Annotated in this window: 14 protein-coding genes; 5 read left to right on the top strand and 9 right to left on the bottom strand. The window is 62.2% G+C overall.

The window, feature by feature from the left end:
- Positions 1-49: 49 nt before the first annotated feature.
- Together PG887_RS06625 and PG887_RS06620 are read right to left on the bottom strand one after the other, a co-directional pair.
- Positions 50-1,315 (bottom strand): inorganic phosphate transporter, encoded by a 1,266-nt coding sequence (locus tag PG887_RS06625; RefSeq protein WP_043152823.1) that lies wholly within the window; start codon positions 1,313-1,315, stop codon positions 50-52.
- Positions 1,316-1,340: 25 nt separating this feature from the next.
- Entirely contained in the window at positions 1,341-2,021 is a 681-nt protein-coding gene (locus PG887_RS06620; protein WP_010675736.1) for a TIGR00153 family protein, read from the bottom strand.
- 169 nt (positions 2,022-2,190) lie between these two features.
- Between PG887_RS06620 and PG887_RS06615 the strand changes: the two genes are divergently transcribed.
- The gene (locus tag PG887_RS06615) at positions 2,191-3,174 is read left to right on the top strand and encodes a CYTH domain-containing protein (protein ID WP_104454794.1); all 984 of its coding nucleotides are present in this window, start codon (positions 2,191-2,193) and stop codon (positions 3,172-3,174) included.
- Positions 3,175-3,220: 46 nt separating this feature from the next.
- Here PG887_RS06615 and PG887_RS06610 read toward each other — a convergent pair whose 3' ends face one another.
- The 7 genes from PG887_RS06610 to hslR all read right to left on the bottom strand — a co-directional run bounded on the left by PG887_RS06610 (position 3,221) and on the right by hslR (position 10,253).
- Positions 3,221-3,691: a glycine zipper 2TM domain-containing protein gene (locus PG887_RS06610; RefSeq protein ID WP_010675734.1), complete on the bottom strand. Its 471-nt coding sequence runs from the start codon at positions 3,689-3,691 to the stop codon at positions 3,221-3,223.
- Positions 3,692-3,822: 131 nt separating this feature from the next.
- Complete coding sequence (locus PG887_RS06605; protein WP_010675733.1) at positions 3,823-4,275, bottom strand: GNAT family N-acetyltransferase; 453 nt, start codon at positions 4,273-4,275, stop codon at positions 3,823-3,825.
- Between the two features lie 140 nt (positions 4,276-4,415).
- Entirely contained in the window at positions 4,416-6,218 is a 1,803-nt protein-coding gene (locus tag PG887_RS06600) for an aminopeptidase P family protein (protein WP_270821375.1), read from the bottom strand.
- A gap of 33 nt (positions 6,219-6,251) precedes the next feature.
- Positions 6,252-6,917 (bottom strand): GntR family transcriptional regulator, encoded by a 666-nt coding sequence (locus PG887_RS06595; protein WP_029314822.1) that lies wholly within the window; start codon positions 6,915-6,917, stop codon positions 6,252-6,254.
- A 173-nt stretch (positions 6,918-7,090) separates the two neighbouring features.
- Positions 7,091-8,716 carry a phosphoenolpyruvate carboxykinase (ATP) gene (pckA, locus tag PG887_RS06590; RefSeq protein ID WP_069784268.1) on the bottom strand — a complete coding sequence of 542 codons (1,626 nt, stop codon included), beginning with the start codon at positions 8,714-8,716 and terminating at the stop codon, positions 7,091-7,093.
- A gap of 149 nt (positions 8,717-8,865) precedes the next feature.
- Positions 8,866-9,750, bottom strand: coding sequence for an Hsp33 family molecular chaperone HslO (gene hslO / locus PG887_RS06585; RefSeq protein WP_270821373.1), 885 nt, complete (start codon positions 9,748-9,750; stop codon positions 8,866-8,868).
- 104 nt (positions 9,751-9,854) lie between these two features.
- Positions 9,855-10,253, bottom strand: coding sequence for a ribosome-associated heat shock protein Hsp15 (gene hslR, locus PG887_RS06580; RefSeq protein ID WP_010675728.1), 399 nt, complete (start codon positions 10,251-10,253; stop codon positions 9,855-9,857).
- Between the two features lie 216 nt (positions 10,254-10,469).
- Here hslR and exeC point away from each other — a divergent pair, with 216 nt between their 5' ends.
- The 4 genes from exeC to exeF are packed head-to-tail and all read left to right on the top strand — an operon-like array spanning position 10,470 to position 16,121.
- The gene (gene exeC / locus PG887_RS06575) at positions 10,470-11,318 is read left to right on the top strand and encodes a GspC family type II secretion system variant ExeC (RefSeq protein ID WP_270821372.1); all 849 of its coding nucleotides are present in this window, start codon (positions 10,470-10,472) and stop codon (positions 11,316-11,318) included.
- Between the two features lie 21 nt (positions 11,319-11,339).
- Positions 11,340-13,394, top strand: coding sequence for a GspD family T2SS secretin variant ExeD (gene exeD, locus PG887_RS06570; RefSeq protein WP_010675726.1), 2,055 nt, complete (start codon positions 11,340-11,342; stop codon positions 13,392-13,394).
- Positions 13,394-14,899, top strand: coding sequence for a GspE family T2SS ATPase variant ExeE (gene exeE, locus PG887_RS06565; protein WP_042014784.1), 1,506 nt, complete (start codon positions 13,394-13,396; stop codon positions 14,897-14,899). The genes exeD and exeE overlap by 1 nt, the downstream gene beginning before the upstream one ends.
- Position 14,900: 1 nt before the next feature.
- On the top strand, positions 14,901-16,121 hold the full coding sequence (gene exeF / locus PG887_RS06560; protein WP_039040588.1) for a GspF family T2SS innner membrane protein variant ExeF: 1,221 nt from the start codon (positions 14,901-14,903) through the stop codon (positions 16,119-16,121).
- Positions 16,122-16,234 lie beyond the last annotated feature (113 nt).

The following is a 16,234-nucleotide window of genomic DNA, read 5'->3' as shown; positions in this document are numbered from 1 at the left end:
AAAAGCCCGGGTCAATGACCCGGGCTTTTTGTCGTGCGGCGTGGGCTGCTCAGGAGAAGCAGGCCTGCAGCACGTAGAAGATGGCGATGGCCAGGATGGCGCCCGCGGGCAGGGTGATGACCCAGGAGACCACGATGTTGCGCAGCACGCCCAGGTTCAGGGCCGCGATGCCCCGTGCCAGACCGACGCCCATGACGGCACCCACCAGGGTCTGGGTGGTGGAGATGGGCAGACCGGTACCGGAGGCGATCACCACGGTGGCGGCAGTGGCCAGCTGGGCGGCGAAGCCACGGCTCGGGGTCAGGTGGGTGATGCCGGTGCCGACGGTCGCCATCACCTTCTCGCCCATGGTGGCCAGACCGATGACGATGCCGATGCCGCCAAGGGGGAGGATCCACCAGGCGATGTGGGAGCTGCCGCCGATCTCGCCGCCGGCCGCCACGATGGAGGCGACTGCAGAGAGCGGACCGATGGCGTTGGCCACATCGTTGGAGCCATGGGCGAAGGCCATGGCGCAGGCGGTGATGATCATCAGGATGCCGAACACCTTCTCCACGTTGGCGAAGTGCATCTTGCTGTCATCTTTCGGGTTGTACTGCTGGCCGCGGATATAGATCCAGCCGGTAAACGCTACCGCGATGGAGATGGCGACGGAGAGCAGCGCGCCTTCGCCATTGCTCAGGTGCAGACCGACGTGGGTCAGCCCCTTCTTGATGGTGACCAGGCAGATGACCAGGGACGTCAGGAACATGTAGAAGGGGACATAGCGCTTGGCGTTGTCCAGGGGGTTGTCCGTGTTGAAGATGAGCTTCTGGACGCTGATGAACATGAAGTAGGCGATGATGCCCGAGATGGCCGGCGTGACTACCCAGGAGCCGACGATGCCGCCAAACTTGTTCCACTGTACCGCTTCCGGACCGATGCTCACCACGGCGAAGCCCACGATGGCGCCGATGATGGAGTGGGTGGTGGAGACGGGCCAGCCGAAATAGGAGGCCAGGATCAGCCACAGCCCCGCAGCCAGCAGGGAGGCGATCATGCCGAGCACCAGCAGATCCGGCGTGTCGGCAAAGGCGTTGCTGTCGATGATGCCGCTGCGGATGGTGGCCGTCACTTCGCCACCGGCCAGATAGGCACCGGCAAATTCAAAGATCATGGCGATGATGATCGCCTGACGGATGGTCAGGGACTTGGTGCCGACCGATGTGCCCATGGCGTTGGCGACGTCGTTCGCACCAATGCCCCAGGCCATCAAAAAGCCGAACAAGGCCGCCACGAGCACCAGGGTGGTGCCGTAATTTGCGATAATGTCCATTAGTAGTGTTTACCCAGTCAGTCGATTACGAACGAGCCAGCATCAATTCCAGACGGGCGCCAACGCGCTCTGCCTGATCAGCCAGGTCACCTACCCATTCGAGGATCTTGTAGAGGAACATAACGTCGATCGGATTGTATTTGTGCTCAACGGCTTGCAGCTGTTGGCGCAGTCCGATCTGCATGGTGTCAGTATCGTCCTCGATGAGATCCAGCTGGTGGATCATCTCGGCAACCATTTCAACTTCACGTCCTTTAAAGCCGGTTTCGAGCAGCTCATCGAGTTCTCCGATGGCTTTTTCGGCTTGGGCGGTCGCATCGATACAGCGTTTGAGATAGGCCATGAAATCGGCGCGCATCTCGGTGGGGAATTCCATCTTGCGGCCAAGCATGCGACCGGAAATATCCTTGGCACGGTTGGCAATCTTGTCCTGCTGGGTCAAGAGCTCCAGCAGATCGGTACGGGCGACCGGCAGGAACAGGCCGCGAGGGAGTTTCAAGCGGATTTCGCGCTTGAGGATGTCCGCTTCTTTTTCCAGCTGGGCGATCTGTTGCCGGATCTTCTCGGCATCTTCCCAGCGGTCTTCGGCAACGGCATCAAAGAAGGGAATGAGCTGTTCGCAGCACACGTGAACCTTGACGATATGCTTCTGCAGCGGCTTGATGGGGGACTTGGCAAAAAGACCCAAAATAGTATTTACTGGCATGGCCAAACCTGTGTCGGTGAAAAAACACTCGATACGATTTTATGAGGGGCGCATGGTAACCGAACTGTGCCATCAATAAAACCGTGAATTAATCGTGAACTGTCGCTGGCATTATATCCTCGCGACCCTGAACATGCCCCCCAAAGTTGCCCGCCAGCCCGGAATGACTATGCAAACTGAGATCGAGATAAAGTTTTTCGTCACCAGCAATATTCAAGAATCCCTCTCCAACCTTCTGAATTCACTAGAGATTATTTCTTCCAATCAAGCCGCTCTTGGCAACGTCTATTTCGACACGCCCGATCTGGGTTTGCGTGGGCTCGAGATGGGGTTGCGCATTCGTCGCAGCGATGATTTTTCCGAGCAGACCATCAAGTGCCGGGGGCAGGTCGTGGGTGGATTGCACGCCAGACCCGAGTACAACGCCCCGGTGGAGGGCACCATTCCGACCCTGTCTGCCTTTCCTGCCGATATCTGGCCGAGTCTGGCGGTGCGCGATGAACTCCAGAGCCGTCTGGTGGCCCAGTTCAGCACCGATTTCCTGCGCCGCCACTGGCTGATCGCATTCGGAGATGCCGAGATCGAGCTGGCCTGGGATCAGGGGGAGATCGCCGGTGCCCTGGGGCGTACCGGGATCGACGAGCTGGAGCTGGAGCTGAAATCCGGCGATGCCCGCGCCCTGTTCACCCTGGCGAGCAAGCTGGCGGCGCTGGGAGGATTGCGGCTGGGTGCCCAGTCCAAGGCGCAGCGCGGATACAGGCTGGCTGGGCTTGGCAAGCCACTGGCCGTGCAGCCCCTGCAAAGGATTGAGGGCAAAGATCAGAAGGCCAGCATTACCCTGGGTATGCAGCACTGGCAGTATCATGAGCAGCTCTGGCTCGAGAGTGACGATGCTGGCGAACAACAACGGGCGCTGCATGCCCTGCTCGAGGGGGTATCCCTGGTTGCCGAGGCGGCAGGCACGCTGACGGTACCCCCCTCCTGGCTGGCCGACCTGCAGGCGCAACAGCGTCTGATGATGCAGGTGGCCGGGGATCGTGCATCACTGCATGCCCTGTTCCACCATGCCGACCTGGTGGGCCTGCAGCTGTCTATCGCGGCCTGGCTGCATCTGGGGGGTGAATCCTCAGTGGTGCAGAGCGCAAAAAGGTGAGCCCGGGCTCACCTTTTTTATGGCAGTTGCACCTTGAGCGGCGCTATTAGTTCACCACGGCCACGTTGATGGTGCCGTTGCCCTGGGTCATGCGGACCCGGGCACCTGGCACAAAGGTGGGGCTGGCCTTTTGTACCACCACGATGGATTCGCCGTTCTCTTTCTTGATCTCGAGCTCGACCCCGTCAACCTGGTTGAGTTTGTCCCCTGCCGCCTTGCCGGCCGCCGCACCCGCAATGGCGCCACCGGCCGCCGCGATGTCACTGCCACGACCGCCGCCTATGGTGCTGCCGAGCAGGCCGCCGACCACGGCACCGCCAATGGTGCCGATCAGGGAGTTCTCATCGGCCTGGATCTTGACGGGGCGGGTGGAGAGGATGGTGCCATAGCTGACGGTCTGTACCTGCTTGGCGCGATCCTTGGTGTAGACATCGCCGGAGTAGACGTCGCTGTTGGCACAGCCGGTGATGGCGGTGGTGGCCGCCAGCAGGGTGACGAGAGCAATACGTTTGAACATGATGGGCCTCCTGGGCGGGCATCGGATTAATCTGGTGATGAATTGCACTTTACGCCAACCAGATTGCGCATTAAACCCGCAAAGTGTAACCAATTATGTGGCCGGAAGGCTCCCGTGCCGGTGGTGGATGGTCAGGTCAGGGCTTTTTCCAGCAGCAGGCGATCCTCGCCCGGCCCGAAGTAGCCTCTCTCTTCTGCCAACTGCTGATAACCCAGCCTGAAGTAGAGGCGCTGGGCCGGATTGGCGGGATCAACGGTCAGTCTGACCCGCTCAACTTCCAGTTTCAGCAGTCCCTGCTCCACCTGCAACATCATTTGCTCGGCCAGGCCGAAGCCGCGCGCTTCGGGGCGTACCGCGAGGGAGAGCAGCCAGCCCTGCGACCGATCCTGACCAAGCCCCCCGAGGGCATAGCCCAGCAGCCGGCCTTCCCGTTCCGCGACGACCAGCAGTTCGGGCCACAGATCCATGGCCTGGCGAAAGAAGAAACCGGGGTAGACATCCTCGCCGAAGACATCGGCATCTATCTGCCAGATGGCGTGCATGTCGGTATGGGTGGCAAGGCGCAATACGGGGGACGAGTGCATCGGGGCTCCTCTCATCGGGTCTCTGCTGCGGGGCAGCCAAAAAGGAGGCACAGGGTAGAAGGGGCGGGGAGTCGATGCAAGTGGGGGGGCGTTTGTGGCATGCCGCGGATAAAGAAACAGGGCCCGCAGGCCCTGTGTCATCAGAGGAGGCTGGTCGCCTGCTCCAGCCAGGCGAGATCCTCGCCCTCCAGCAGCGGGCTCAGACGGCGGTAGACCTCCGCATGGTATTCGTTGATCCAGCGGAACTCCGCCGGACTCAGCAGGCTGCGATCGATGAGGCGGATGTCGAACGGCACATAGGTCAGTCGCTCGAAGCCCAGCATCGGCAGCTCGCCACGGGCCTCCTGTTCGGTCACCACCACCAGGTTTTCACAGCGGATGCCGAAGGCATCTTCCCGGTAGTAGCCCGGCTCGTTGGAGAGCACCATGCCCGGCTGCAGGGCCACCAGGCTGCCCTTGGGGGCGATGCGCTGCGGGCCTTCGTGCACGCTGAGGAAGTGGCCGACGCCGTGGCCGGTGCCATGGTCGTAGTTGTAACCGGCCTGCCACAGGGGCATGCGGGCCAGCACGTCGAGCTGGATGCCGGCAGTGCCACGGGGGAAGCGGGCCTGATCCAGGGCAATATGACCCTGCAGTACCAGGGTAAACATGGCTCTGTGCTCGTCGGTTACCTCACCCACCTTGACGGTGCGGGTGATGTCGGTGGTGCCGTCCAGGTACTGGGCGCCGGAGTCCACCAGATAGATGCTGTCCTGGCCGAAGGCGCGCGGGGTACCGTTGGTGTGGCGGTAGTGGCACATGGCGGCGTTGGGGCCGAGTGCCGAGATGGTGTCGAAGCTCGGCTCCACGTAGTGCTCCTGCTCGTGGCGGAAGGCTTCCAGCTGGTCGGCCAGGGTGCCTTCGTCCACGCCGTCGAACTCGCCGCTGGCGATCAGGCGATCCAGCCAGGCCAGGAAGCGGGTGACGGCAACGCCGTCGCGCAGGTGGGCGGCACGCATGCCGGCCAGCTCCACGGGGTTCTTGCACGCCTTGGGCAGCATGGTGGGATCCTGGCCGGCCACCAGAATGGCGCCCGCCTCTTCCATCACGAGCTGGGTCCAGGCGTTGGCGGTGTTGGGGTCGGCCAGCACCTTCTGCTGATCCTCGCCGATGCGCTGCAACACGTCACCCAGCTTGTCGATGGGGTAGACGGAGACATCCTGCCCCACGTGCTGGCTGAAGGCGAAGCAGTCGATCTTGTCGGTATCGACGAAGAAATCCATGGTGGTGTTGGCGTAGAGCACCGCAAAGCCCAGCACCACCGGCAGGCGTTCCACGTCTCGACCACGCAGGTTGAGCAGCCAGTTGATGGGCTCGGCCTGGGTCAGCAGCACCGCATCCAGCCCGCGCTTGCGCAGGTCGCTGGCCAGCATTTCGCGCTTGGCCTGGCTGGACTGGCCCGCCAGCTCCTCGCTGTAGAGGATGACAGGGCTCTTGGTCGGAGCGGGACGATCGCTCCAGTACAGATCGATGGGGTTCTCGTCGATGCGCACCAGCTCGATGCCGTGATCGGCCAGCACGGCGTTGGCGTTCTGATACCAGGCCAGGCTGTGCAGGCGGGCATCGAAACCGACCCGGGAGCCTGAGGGCAACTGCTCCGCCAGCCACTGCACGTGGGGGTCTTCATTGAGGTGGAGAAACTCGAACAGCTCGGCCGGCGCCTGCATGCGCGCCTGCACTGTATAACGACCGTCGATGAACAGGGCCGCCCGATGCGCCATGATGATGGCGAGCCCGGCGGAGCCGTTGAAACCCGTGATCCAGTCCAGCCGCTCGGCATAGGCGGGAATGTACTCCCCCAGATGCTCGTCGTCGTGGGGAACGATAAAAGCGTCCAGCTCCAGCGTGGCCAGTGTGGCCCTGACCTGGGCGACGCGGGTTTCAATAATCTCGAAATGGTTCATGTCGTTATTGCCAGCTTGTGGTGATGTGAGTGTTCATTGATGGTGGCCGCTTGCCAGGATCTGTCTGATCGACTGGCCTGCCGCCTCGATGTGTTGCTTGAGCAGTACCACTGCTTCGTGCTTGCGCCGGGCGCGGCACAGTTCAAGGAGTCGGGCGTGCTCCCGCTCGGCCTTGTCCACGCCGCCCTGGGCGAACAGCAGTTCGAAACGCACATAGCGGTCGCAGCTCAGATTGATCTGGGCGATCAGTTCCAGTGCCTGGGGGCGATTGGCTGCCTGGTAGAGGGTGGCGTGAAAGCGGTGATTCAACTCGGCCCAGTGTTCGATCTGGGTGCCAGACTCCAGCGCCAGATCAAACTGGGCGAGGATGGCTTGCGCCTGGGCGAAGGTCTCCTCCGTCATCAGGTCGACGGCGTGGAACAGGGTATCGGCTTCGAGCAGTGCCCGCAAATAAAAGAGCTCCTCGATGGCTGAGGCATCCAGCATGGTCACCACGGCGCCGCGATGGGCCTCGAACTTCACCAGCCCCTGGGCTTCCAGTTGCATCAGGGCTTCCCGTACCGGGATACGGCTCACCGCCAGCTCCTTGGCGATGGCGTCCTGGCGCAGGGGGGCGCCCGCTGCAAACTCGCCACGCAATATCCGGCCGCGGAGGTTCTCCATCACCATCTGGGTTCGGGTCTTGTAAGGTGGGGTCATGCTGGGGTCACGGGCAGGTTGCAAAATTGTATATTGTATAAAGTTTGGCTGAATCTAACGCGCAAGGGCCGTCAAGGCAAGGCTTGGCGGGAGCCATATGCCGCGCATCGGCCAAAAAAATACCGGCCAGCAGGGCTGACCGGTACGGGATTGTGAGACGCGAGGCGCGTTTCTTACAACTGCGGGCCCGCCGCGACCAGGCGTTTGCCTTCGTCGTTGTCGGTGAAGCGCTCGAAGTTCTTGATGAAACGCCCGGCCAGATCGGCCGCCTTGGCATCCCACTCGGCCTGGTCGGCATAAGTGTCTCGCGGGTCCAGGATGGCGGGGTTGACGCCCGGCAGCTCGGTCGGCACTTCCAGATTGAACACAGGCAGTACCTTGGTCGGCGCCTTTTCGATGGAACCATCCAGGATGGCGTCGATGATGCCACGGGTATCCTTGATGGAGATCCGCTTGCCGGTGCCGTTCCAGCCGGTGTTGACCAGATAGGCTTCAGCCCCTGCCGCTTCCATCCGTTTCACCAGCTCCTGGCCGTACTTGGTCGGGTGCAGGCTGAGGAAAGCCGCGCCGAAGCAGGAGGAGAAGGTCGGGGTCGGCTCTGTGATGCCGCGCTCGGTACCGGCCAGCTTGGCGGTAAAGCCGGACAGGAAGTGGTACTTGGTCTGCTCCTTGGTCAGCTTGGCGACCGGGGGCAGCACACCGAAGGCGTCTGCGGTCAGGAAGATCACCTTGGTGGCGTGACCTGCCTTGGAGACCGGCTTGACGATGTTGTCGATGTGATAGATGGGGTAGGAGACCCGGGTATTCTCGGTGCGGGAACCGTCGTCGAAGTCGATGGTGCCATCGGCGGCCACGGTCACGTTCTCCAGCAGCGCATCGCGGCGGATGGCGTGGTAGATGTCCGGCTCCGCCTCTTCGGAGAGCTTGATGGTCTTGGCGTAGCAGCCCCCTTCGAAGTTGAACACGCCGTGATCATCCCAGCCGTGCTCGTCATCGCCGATCAGCTGACGCTTGGGATCGGTGGAGAGGGTGGTCTTGCCGGTGCCGGAGAGGCCGAAGAAGATGGCCACGTCCCCATCCTTGCCCACGTTGGCGGAGCAGTGCATGGAGGCGATGCCGCGCAGGGGCAGGAAGTAGTTCATCATGGAGAACATGCCCTTCTTCATCTCGCCACCGTACCAGGTGCCGCCGATGAGTTGCATCTTCTCGGTCATGTTGAAGGCGACGAAGTTCTCGGAGTTGAGACCCTGCTCCTTCCAGTTCGGGTTGGTGCACTTGGCACCGTTCATCACCACGAAGTCCGGTTTGAAGGCCTTCAGCTCCTCTTCGCTCGGGCGGATGAACATGTTCTTCACGAAGTGCGCCTGCCAGGCCACCTCGGTGATGATGCGCACCGCCAGGCGGGTGTCCGGGTTGGCGCCGCAGAAGCCGTCCACCACGAACAGACGCTTGCCGGAGAGCTGTTTGGTGACCAGCCCTTTCAGATGTGACCACACTTCCGGGGTAATCGCCTTGTTATCGTTTTTACCCTGGTCAGACCACCACACAGTATCCTGGGTAGTGGCATCTTTGACGATATATTTATCTTTAGGGGAGCGGCCGGTGAAGATGCCGGTGTTGACGTTGACGGCGCCAAGCTCGGTGACGACGCCACGCTCGAAGCCCTCAAGGTCTGAGCGGGTCTCTTCAGCGAAAAGCTGCTCATAGGAGGGGTTGCGAACGATTTCCTGGCTGTTTTTGATACCGTATTGGTCCAGCTTCAGTTGTTGGGCCAGGGTGGGTTCTACCACGATTGTCATTGTATTCTCCTGGGTTCAGAGGTGTGTAGGGTTCTATATGACGTTCATGCTACCACCTAGGTGGTAGTTTTTAGCGATCGCCATCAAACTTTATAAAATAGGGTATTTTTTTGTTATTTAAGTTAAAGGCGGGTTTTGCCCGCCTTTGATTAGTGTAACTGGTTTGCATCATTACCGGGAGCCCTGCTGAACAGGGTTTCGATGTCTATCCCGTCGAATTCGTAGTGGGCGCCGCAGTAATCGCAGTGCATGTCGATCTTGCCGAGCTCCTGCACCATGGATACCGCTTCCTCCTTGTCTATCTGCAGCAAGGCCCCTTCGCAACGGGCGCGGGAGCAGGTGCAGCGGAACTCGATGGCCTGGGGATCGAACACCCGTACCTTGTCCTGGTGGTAGAGGCGGTAGAGGATCTCTTCCGCGTCCAGACCGAACAGCTCTTCGTCCTTGATGGTGGTGGTGAGCTGGACCAGGTGGTCGAAATCTTCGCTGTGATCCTCGCTCTGGGCCGGCAGCTCCTGCAGCAGGATGCCCGCCGCACGGGGCTCGCCCTCGTGGTGGCCGGTGCGGATCCAGAGGCGGGTGGCCAGTTGTTCGGACTGGGCGAAGTAGTGATCCAGACAGGCCGCCAGGGTGTCGGCCTCCAGGGCGATGATGCCCTGATAGCGCTCTCCCTGATCCGGAGTGATGGTGATGACCAGATGGCCGTTGCCGATCAGGCTTTGCAGCTTGCCGTCCGTCGGCAATTCCCCTTCATAGCGTGCCACGCCGCGCAATTGCTGGTTGTTGTCGCCGTTGATGACGGCCAGACGCACCGGACCATCCCCCTGCAGCTGCACCGTGATGGAGCCTTCGAACTTGAGGGTGGCGGTCAGCAGGCTGGTGGCAACCAGCAGCTCGCCCAGCAGGTGCTGCACCTGTACCGGGTAGTTCTGGGCGTCGATGATGTGGCGGTAGGTACGATCCAGCTGGACCAGCTCCCCACGCACTTCGTACTCTTCGAACAGATAGCGATACAGGAGGTCTTGGTTACTCATCATGGTTTCCTAGGATGTTCTTGGGGAAAAATAAACACATTGTTAAACAGGTGGTTAGGAACTAATTCCTCCACCTGTCGTCATAAAGGGGCCACAGACGCGGATTAGGATTGCTTGACCCGGATAAGCTGGCGTCGCTCCTGCTTGTCAGGTCGGCGCTCCGGGCTTGGGGCAAACTGGCTGTTGAAGCGGCGGGCTTCGCTGTTTTCGGCCCGTTTCTTCAGGCTGGCCTCTGTCTCTTCATAGAGTTGCTGGGCCAGCGGGGCGGATTTGCGCTGCTCGCTCACCTCGAGCACCCGCACCTCCCGCTCGTCCTGGCCTTGCCAGAATCGCACCAGGGCGCCGACCTCGACCGCCTTGCCCGGCTTGGTGCGCTGGCCGTTGTAGTGCACCTTGCCGCCGTCGATCTGATCCCGCGCCAGACTGCGGGTCTTGTAAAAGCGGGCGGCCCACAGCCACTTGTCGAGACGGACCTGAGTGCTGCTTTGTGCTGGATTCGACATGGATCGGCTCCGGGATGGCTGAAAAGGTGCCTGATTATACCAGAGGCGGGCCCCGGGATAGAAACAGGGGGCATCCGGGTGTGACGGAAACTGAATTTTCACCCCTTGGTCCCATCCGGTCGGTTGTCTCTGGGTCCATTGCCGTACACAATAGCCAACCGACTTGGATGCCAGACAATTTTGAGAAAGATGACGCTACCGTTCAGGGATGATTTGTTGACTTCCCTTCTGGCTCGCTGCAAGGCCATGCCACTTTCCCGTTTCAGCCAGCCCCTGTTCTGGCTTCTGCTGCTGTTGCTGGCCCAGCAGTGTGCCGTGCTCACCTGGCGCCTGTACGAACTGGCCCAGCCCGCACCCCTGACCCCCTGGCAACCCTCGGTCACCTCGGTGCAGGGGAGTGGTGGCGATCGCCTCGATCTTGGCAACCTCAGCCGCCTCTCTCTCTTTGGCAAGGCGCTGCAACCCCAGGCGGACAAGGCGGCAGAGACGGTGGCGGCGGATGCCCCGAAAACCCAGCTCAACGCCCAGCTCAACGGGGTGCTGGCAAGCTCGGATCCCGCCAAGTCCATCGCCATCATCGCCCACAACGGGACACAGAACTCTTACGGCATCGGGGACTACATCGACGGTACCCAGGCTAGGATCCGCCAGGTGTTTGCCGATCGGGTCATCATCGCCCGGGACGGCCGTGACGAGACCCTGATGCTGGACGGGGAGGAGTATGGCAAGCCCCTGCCCAAACCGGCCCGCCAGGAGGGGCTCTCCTCCGTGCGCAGCGAACTGCTGGGCAACCCGGGCAAGATCACCGATTACCTCAATATTTCTCCGGTCCGGGTGGACGGTCGCATGACCGGCTATCGCCTCAATCCGGGTCGCAATCCGGAACTGTTCAATCAACTCGGACTGGTCGCCAACGATCTGGCGGTCAGCATCAACGGCCTGGATCTGCGTGACAGCGCCCAGGCCATGCAGGCGATGCAGCAGGTGGCGGGCGCCACGGAAATGACCGTCACCGTCGAGCGGCAAGGACAGCTCTACGACGTCTATGTCGGCTTGTCAGAATAATGAATTGGAGTAGCACCAAGAATGACAAATAAAGGGAAGGGCTGGCGTCTGGCCACCATGGCGGCAGCCTTGATGATGGCCGGTTCTGCCTGGGCCACCGAGTATTCCGCCAGTTTCAAGAACGCCGACATCGAGGAGTTCATCAACACGGTCGGCAAGAACCTGAACAAAACCATCATCATAGAGCCATCGGTACGCGGCAAGATAAACGTGCGCAGCTATGACCTGCTCAACGAGGATCAGTACTACCAGTTCTTCCTGAGCGTGCTCGACGTTTACGGCTTTGCCGTGGTGCCCATGAACAACGGCGTGCTCAAGGTAGTGCGCTCCAAGGATGCCAAGACCTCGGCCATCCCCGTGGTGGATGACACCAACCCCGGCGTGGGTGACGAGATGGTGACCCGGGTGGTACCGGTGCGCAATGTCTCGGTCCGTGAACTGGCCCCCCTGCTGCGTCAGCTCAACGACAACGCCGGCGGCGGCAACGTGGTCCACTACGAGCCCTCCAACGTGCTGCTCATCACTGGCCGCGCCGCCGTCGTCAACCGCCTGGTGGAGGTGGTTCGCCGGGTGGACAAGGCGGGGGATCAGGACATGGACGTCATCAAGCTCAAGTTCGCCTCCGCCGGCGAGATGGTGCGGCTGGTGACCAACCTCAACAAGGATGGCAGCAATCAGGGGGCCAACGCCTCGCTGCTGCTCTCCCCCAAGGTGGTGGCCGACGAGCGCACCAACTCCGTGGTCATCAGCGGCGAGCCCAAGGCCCGTGCCCGCATCATCCAGATGGTGCGCCAGCTCGACCGGGATCTGCAGAGCCAGGGCAACACCCGGGTCTTCTACCTGAAATATGGCAAGGCCAAGGATCTGGTGGACGTCCTCAAGGGGGTCAGCTCCAGCATCGCCGCCGACAAGAAGGGCGGGGCGGCTGCCACGGCCACGGGCGGCGCCAGCATCGGCGGCGGCCAGCTCGCCATCTCCGCCGACGAGACCACCAATGCCCTGGTGATCACCGCCCAGCCGGACGTGATGGCCGAGCTGGAGCAGGTCATCGCCAAGCTCGACATTCGTCGTGCCCAGGTGCTGGTGGAGGCCATCATCGTCGAGATATCGGATGGTGACGGCATGAACCTCGGGGTGCAGTGGGCCAACACCAATGGCGGCGGCACCCAGTTCACCGACACCGGTCTGCCCATCGGCTCCTTGGCCATCGCCGCCAAGGATTACAAAGACAACGGCAACACCGACGGCCTGTCATCCCTGGCGGGCAGCTTCAGCGGCATGGCGGCAGGCTTCTATCACGGAGACTGGGCGGCGCTGGTGACGGCGCTCTCCACCAACAGCAAGAACGACATCCTCTCCACCCCGAGCATCGTCACCATGGACAACAAGGAGGCCTCCTTCAACGTCGGTCAGGAAGTGCCGGTGCAGAGCGGCTCCCAGAGCTCCACCACCAGCGATCAGGTGTTCAACACCATAGAGCGCAAGACGGTGGGGACCAAGCTGGTGGTGACGCCCCAGATCAACGAAGGAGATTCCGTGCTGCTCAACATCGAGCAGGAGGTCTCCAGCGTGGCACAGAAGCAGGCGACCGGGACCGCCAACCTGGGCCCCACCTTCGATACCCGCACCGTGAAGAACGCCGTGCTGGTCAAGAGCGGCGAGACAGTGGTGCTGGGCGGCCTGATGGACGAACAGACCCAGGAGCAGATCTCCAAGGTGCCCCTGCTCGGGGATATTCCGGTGCTGGGCTACCTGTTCCGTTCCTCCAAGACCTCCACCGCCAAGCGCAACCTGATGGTCTTCATCCGCCCGACCATATTGCGTGACGCCAATGTCTACTCCGGGGTCTCCAGCAACAAGTACACCCTGTTCAGGGCCGAACAGCTGAGCCGGGCTGCGGAAGAGGGCTATGCCACCTCGCCGGCTCGCCAGGTGCTGCCCGCCTATGGCCAGGACGTGATGATGTCCCCCGAGGTGCAGCAGCAGATCCAGAGAATGCAGGCCCAGCAGCAGGCGACCGCCACCGGCGTGCGCGCCCAGGTGCAGGAGCAGCCCTTCGTGCAGAGCAAGCCCTGATGGCCGCCTACCAGCTCGATGGCAGCGAGCTGCCGGCTCCCCTGCCGGAACTGCCGTTCGCGTTTGCCCGCAACTTCGGGGCCATCCTGACCGAGCGCCAGGGTGCCCCGGTGCTGCTCTGTCGTCAGGGGATCTCCCCCCAGACCCTGCTGGAGGTGCGACGGGTGGCGGGCTGTGCCTTCGCGGTGGAGCAGCTTGGCAACGACGAGTTCGAGACGCTCCTGATGGCCCACTATCAGCGTGACTCCTCCGAGGCGCGTCAGCTGATGGAGGATCTCGGCAACGAGATGGACTTCTTTGCCCTGGCCGAGGAGCTGCCCCAGAGCGAGGATCTGCTGGATGCCGACGACGACGCCCCCATCATTCGCCTCATCAATGCCATGTTGAGCGAGGCGATAAAAGAAGAGGCGTCCGACATCCACATCGAGACCTTCGAGCGGGCCCTGGTGATCCGTTTTCGCATCGATGGGGTGCTGCGGGAGATCCTGCGCCCCCATCGCAAGCTCGCCTCCCTGCTGGTGTCGCGCATCAAGGTCATGTCGCGCATGGACATCGCCGAGAAGCGGGTGCCGCAAGATGGCCGCATCTCACTGCGCATCGGCGGCCGGGCGGTGGACGTGCGGGTCTCCACCATGCCGTCCAGCTACGGCGAGCGGGTGGTGCTGCGACTGCTGGACAAGAACAACGTGCGCCTCGAGCTCAAGCAGCTCGGCATGACGCTGGCCAACCGCAACATCATCAGCGAACTCATTCGCAAGCCCCACGGCATCATCCTGGTGACGGGCCCGACCGGTTCGGGCAAGTCCACCACCCTTTATGCGGCCCTCTCGGAGATCAACTCCCGGGATCGCAACATCCTGACCGTCGAAGACCCCATCGAATATGACCTCGAAGGGGTGGGCCAGACCCAGGTCAACAGCAAGGTGGACATGACCTTCGCCCGGGGCCTGCGCGCCATTCTGCGCCAGGATCCGGACGTGGTGATGGTGGGGGAAATCCGTGACCTCGAGACCGCCCAGATCGCGGTGCAGGCATCCCTCACCGGTCATCTGGTGATGTCGACCCTGCACACCAACACCGCCATCGGCGCCATCACCCGGATGCGGGACATGGGGATCGAGCCCTTCCTGCTCTCCTCGTCGCTCCTGGCGGTACTGGCCCAGCGGCTGGTGCGCACTCTCTGCCCGGATTGCCGCGCACCGCACCCTGTCACCGAGCAGGAGCGTGTTGCCATGGGCATCGAGCTTGCGCCGGATCAGCAGATCTGGCGTCCGGTGGGCTGCGAGCAGTGCAACCACACCGGCTATCGCGGCCGGACCGGCATCCACGAGCTGGTGGTGGTGGACGAGGCAGTGCGCGAGGCGATCCACAGCGCCAGCGGCGAGCTCGCCATCGAGCGGCTGATCCGGGGTCACACCCCCAGCATCCGCCGCGACGGCATCGACAAGGTGCTCAAGGGGCAGACCAGCCTCGAAGAGGTGCTGCGCGTGACCCGGGAAGACTGAGATGGCGGCATTTGAATACAAGGCCCTCGACGGCAAGGGGCGCAACAAGAGCGGCGTGCTGGAAGGGGATTCCGCCCGCCAGGTGCGCCAGCTGCTGCGCGAGCAGGGGCTGACCCCCCTCGAGGTGAACGAGACCACCGAGAAGGCCAAGCGGGAGGCGAACCGCTTCGTGCTGTTTCGCCGTGGTGCCTCCACCGCAGAACTGGCCCTCATCACCCGCCAGCTGGCGACCCTGGTGGGGGCCGGTCTCACCATCGAAGAGGCCCTCAAGGCGGTCGCCGAGCAGTGCGAGAAGGCCCACCTGCGCAGCCTGGTGGCGACGGTGCGCAGCAAGGTGGTGGAGGGGTATTCCCTGGCCGATTCGCTGGGGGCCTTCCCCCATGTGTTCGACCAGCTGTTCCGCTCCATGGTGGCGGCCGGCGAAAAGTCTGGTCACCTGGAGAAGGTGCTCAACCGTCTCGCCGATTACACCGAGCAGCGCCAGCACATGCGCACCAAGCTGCTGCAGGCGATGATCTATCCCATCGTCCTCACTCTGGTGGCGGTGGGGGTCATCTCCATACTGCTCACCGCCGTGGTGCCCAAGGTGGTGGCCCAGTTCGAACACATGGGCCAGCAACTGCCGGGCACCACCCGTTTCCTCATCGGCACCAGCGAGCTGTTGCAGCACTACGGCCTCTGGTTCTTGCTGCTCCTTGGCATTGGCGGCCTGATCTGGCGCTGGTGGCTGACCGACGACAAGCGCCGCCGTCGCTGGCACCAGGTGATACTGCGCCTGCCGGTGATCGGTCGGGTCAGCCGTGGTCTCAACACCGCCCGCTTTGCCCGCACCCTGAGCATCCTCAACGCCAGCGCCGTGCCCCTGCTGGAGGGAATGAAGATCGCCGGCGAAGTGCTCTCAAACGACTATGCCCGCATGCGCATCGGTGAGGCCACCGAGCGGGTGCGGGAGGGGACCAGCCTGCGCAAGTCGCTGGATGAAACCAGAATTTTTCCGCCCATGATGCTGCACATGATCGCCTCGGGCGAGCAGAGCGGCGAGCTCGACAGCATGCTGGAGCGGGCGGCGGACAACCAGGACAGGGAGTTCGAAACCCAGGTGAACATCGCCCTCGGGGTGTTCGAGCCCATGCTGGTGGTCTCCATGGCCGGGGTGGTGCTGTTTATCGTGATGTCGATCCTGCAGCCGATCCTGGAGCTCAACAACATGGTGAATTTGTAAGGTTCGGACGTTCGAATACGCTTCGCTATTCGAACCTACCAATCCAATCAACTCCGTAGGTTCGATTAGCCGACAGGCGTCATCGAACGATCGAGGTTTAACAATCTATCGTT

This window comes from Aeromonas sp. QDB14, from assembly GCF_027707845.1.
GTDB lineage: Bacteria > Pseudomonadota > Gammaproteobacteria > Enterobacterales > Aeromonadaceae > Aeromonas > Aeromonas caviae.
This window is presented reverse-complemented; position numbering and strand designations above follow the sequence as displayed.

Bases quoted from the DNA above. Each gene is read 5' to 3' on its own strand.
- PG887_RS06610 (WP_010675734.1), bottom strand. From the start codon at position 3,691: ATGTTCAAACGTATTGCTCTCGTCACCCTGCTGGCGGCCACCACCGCC.
- exeD (WP_010675726.1), top strand. From the start codon at position 11,340: ATGACAAATAAAGGGAAGGGCTGGCGTCTGGCCACCATGGCGGCAGCC.
- pckA (WP_069784268.1), bottom strand. From the start codon at position 8,716: ATGACAATCGTGGTAGAACCCACCCTGGCCCAACAACTGAAGCTGGAC.
- exeF (WP_039040588.1), top strand. From the start codon at position 14,901: ATGGCGGCATTTGAATACAAGGCCCTCGACGGCAAGGGGCGCAACAAG.
- PG887_RS06600 (WP_270821375.1), bottom strand. From the start codon at position 6,218: ATGAACCATTTCGAGATTATTGAAACCCGCGTCGCCCAGGTCAGGGCC.
- PG887_RS06620 (WP_010675736.1), bottom strand. From the start codon at position 2,021: ATGCCAGTAAATACTATTTTGGGTCTTTTTGCCAAGTCCCCCATCAAG.
- PG887_RS06605 (WP_010675733.1), bottom strand. From the start codon at position 4,275: ATGCACTCGTCCCCCGTATTGCGCCTTGCCACCCATACCGACATGCAC.
- PG887_RS06625 (WP_043152823.1), bottom strand. From the start codon at position 1,315: ATGGACATTATCGCAAATTACGGCACCACCCTGGTGCTCGTGGCGGCC.
- exeE (WP_042014784.1), top strand. From the start codon at position 13,394: ATGGCCGCCTACCAGCTCGATGGCAGCGAGCTGCCGGCTCCCCTGCCG.
- hslO (WP_270821373.1), bottom strand. From the start codon at position 9,750: ATGAGTAACCAAGACCTCCTGTATCGCTATCTGTTCGAAGAGTACGAA.
- PG887_RS06595 (WP_029314822.1), bottom strand. From the start codon at position 6,917: ATGACCCCACCTTACAAGACCCGAACCCAGATGGTGATGGAGAACCTC.
- hslR (WP_010675728.1), bottom strand. From the start codon at position 10,253: ATGTCGAATCCAGCACAAAGCAGCACTCAGGTCCGTCTCGACAAGTGG.
- PG887_RS06615 (WP_104454794.1), top strand. From the start codon at position 2,191: ATGCAAACTGAGATCGAGATAAAGTTTTTCGTCACCAGCAATATTCAA.